At 47.8% G+C, this 1907-nt stretch carries 2 protein-coding genes and 1 pseudogene; 1 reads left to right on the top strand and 2 read right to left on the bottom strand.

Translation table 11 applies throughout. The features are described from left to right. Nucleotides 1-576: group II intron maturase-specific domain-containing protein (locus PSE6802_RS30545; RefSeq protein ID WP_036945753.1), on the top strand; the 576-nt coding region annotated here is incomplete at its 5' end. Nucleotides 577-1245: 669 nt separating this feature from the next. Here PSE6802_RS30545 and PSE6802_RS0127080 read toward each other — a convergent pair. Beyond that, complete coding sequence (locus PSE6802_RS0127080) at nucleotides 1246-1680, bottom strand: hypothetical protein (protein WP_019501730.1); 435 nt, start codon at nucleotides 1678-1680, stop codon at nucleotides 1246-1248. Nucleotides 1681-1707: 27 nt separating this feature from the next. Next, a pseudogene (locus PSE6802_RS34190) lies at nucleotides 1708-1907 on the bottom strand (hypothetical protein); the annotation flags it as partial.

Below are 1907 nucleotides of genomic sequence, written 5' to 3' on the forward strand. Positions count from 1 at the left end.
CTGGTCAAAAGTAGACGGGCAGGGCAGAGGGTGTTGGCTAATATCAGCCGATACCTGAGCCAAAAGCTGAAGCTCAAAGTAAATCGGCAGAAAAGTCGTGTGGTCAGGACTGACAAATTAGAATTTCTGGGATTTACGTTCCGAGGAATTCGGATTTGGTGGTCAGACCAAGCCTATCGGGATTTCATACATCGACTGCGGGGCTTAACGTCACGTAGTTGGGGTGTTTCAATGGAGTACCGCATGGAACGGTTGAACCGATACTTACGAGGTTGGATGAACTACTACGGCATTTCCCAGCATTACAGTCCAATTGAGCAGTTGGATGGTTGGTTGCGGCGACGGATTCGCATGTGTTACGGTCAACAGTGGCGCAGACCTCGCACTCGTATTCGCCATTTGCTTGCTCTCGGAACCAGTAAGCGACAGGCGATTTTGACCGGCATTAGTCGCAAAGGCTATTGGCGTTTGTCAAAGACTCTGGCAACCCATACGGGAATGACGAATCAGTGGTTACAGTTACAGGGTTGGCTTTCAGTGCGAGAACTTTGGATGAAAGTCCAGGGTTATGCCTGATTTTCTTGAGGTTTGTTTGCGCGGCGATTATGAACCGCCCGGTGCGGACCCGCATGCCGGGTGGTGTGGGAGGGAAGGGCTAAACACCCTTCTCGACCCGATTATACGCCATTCTATGCCTTGCTAAGCTCAATGTCCTGTAATGTTCTCCGCGATATCTCTCTTGTCACGAAGCATACTGTGATGAGAGAACTCAACCTTCCTTCCTTAAGAACAAGTATGAACTCATCTCCTCCGACAATCGCTGTGCGGATAACCTGTACATCTGAAGCAGAGATTGCAGCTTCAATTGCATATGTACTCAGTTCTGATTTGAACCAATTTTCAACGTCTTTTTTAGAAAGAGAAGAAATACGGTCTTCTTCATCATATGTAATATGATTTATGGCATTATAAAGATGTGAGAAAAAACTTTCTGATCTGTCTCTTGTAAATCTACCAGAACGAAAGAAATCTGCAAACTCAAAATCATTTCCGTTAGAGCCTCGATAGTCAAGTATTTGGAAGAGATTTGGAAAGCGCGAAAGGAACTCTTGAAGTACTTTTTTCCCTGAAATAGCTCCGACAATCCAGTCTTGCTTGATATCAGAGAGACTCTGAATTGGACGACTTGTCGATATAAAGAGAACTGTAACGGAAGAGCCGAGAAGATCTAGAAAGAAACCCCAGCTAATTTTGATTTGAATCTTGTTCTTGATTCAAACTAAGTTCCCGCACGCATTTGAGGATTTCCTGTTGATTCTCAATTAGAGTCTTAAAAATCTGGTTTTGAGAATTGATGGCTTTAGCTAGCTCGATGTCTTCGATCGCAATTTGGTGCTTGTTGAGGAGATTGGTAATGAGCGTGTTTTGTTGCGTTAACACCGCATCCTGCATTTTGGTAAGGGTGGTTAGAACAGTAGAGAGCGTGACGGCCTCGCTGTTTATGTCGTGCTGCGACTCCAGTTCGCTACGCTTGAGCCAACTGCTAAACAAGCTGGGTACGACAGTCCTAATCAGGTAAGCGATCGCCGCCAGGATGACAGCACCTTCAGCCCAATTAGAAAGCGAAGGCGACGGTGGTTGATTTGTAGGGGTAGATTGTTGAGCTATCAATGCTTTCACGTTTCCTCCTAGCGCGTCAGCGCATACTTACCCGCCACTACCAGGCGAATCGCCGCCGCCGCTGGTGTCGTTACCGCCGCTGCCAGGGTTATCGCCGCCCGTGCCAGGGTTATCGCCACCCGCGCCCGGGGGCGTAGCTTCTTCTTCTGGGCACTCCCAGATGTCGTAGCGCAGATCGACGGTGATGTCTGGATACAGCCACAGGTAAATCTGTACGGTTCCCTCCG

The sequence above is a fragment of the Pseudanabaena sp. PCC 6802 genome (assembly GCF_000332175.1).
In the GTDB taxonomy this organism is placed as follows: domain Bacteria; phylum Cyanobacteriota; class Cyanobacteriia; order Pseudanabaenales; family Pseudanabaenaceae; genus PCC-6802.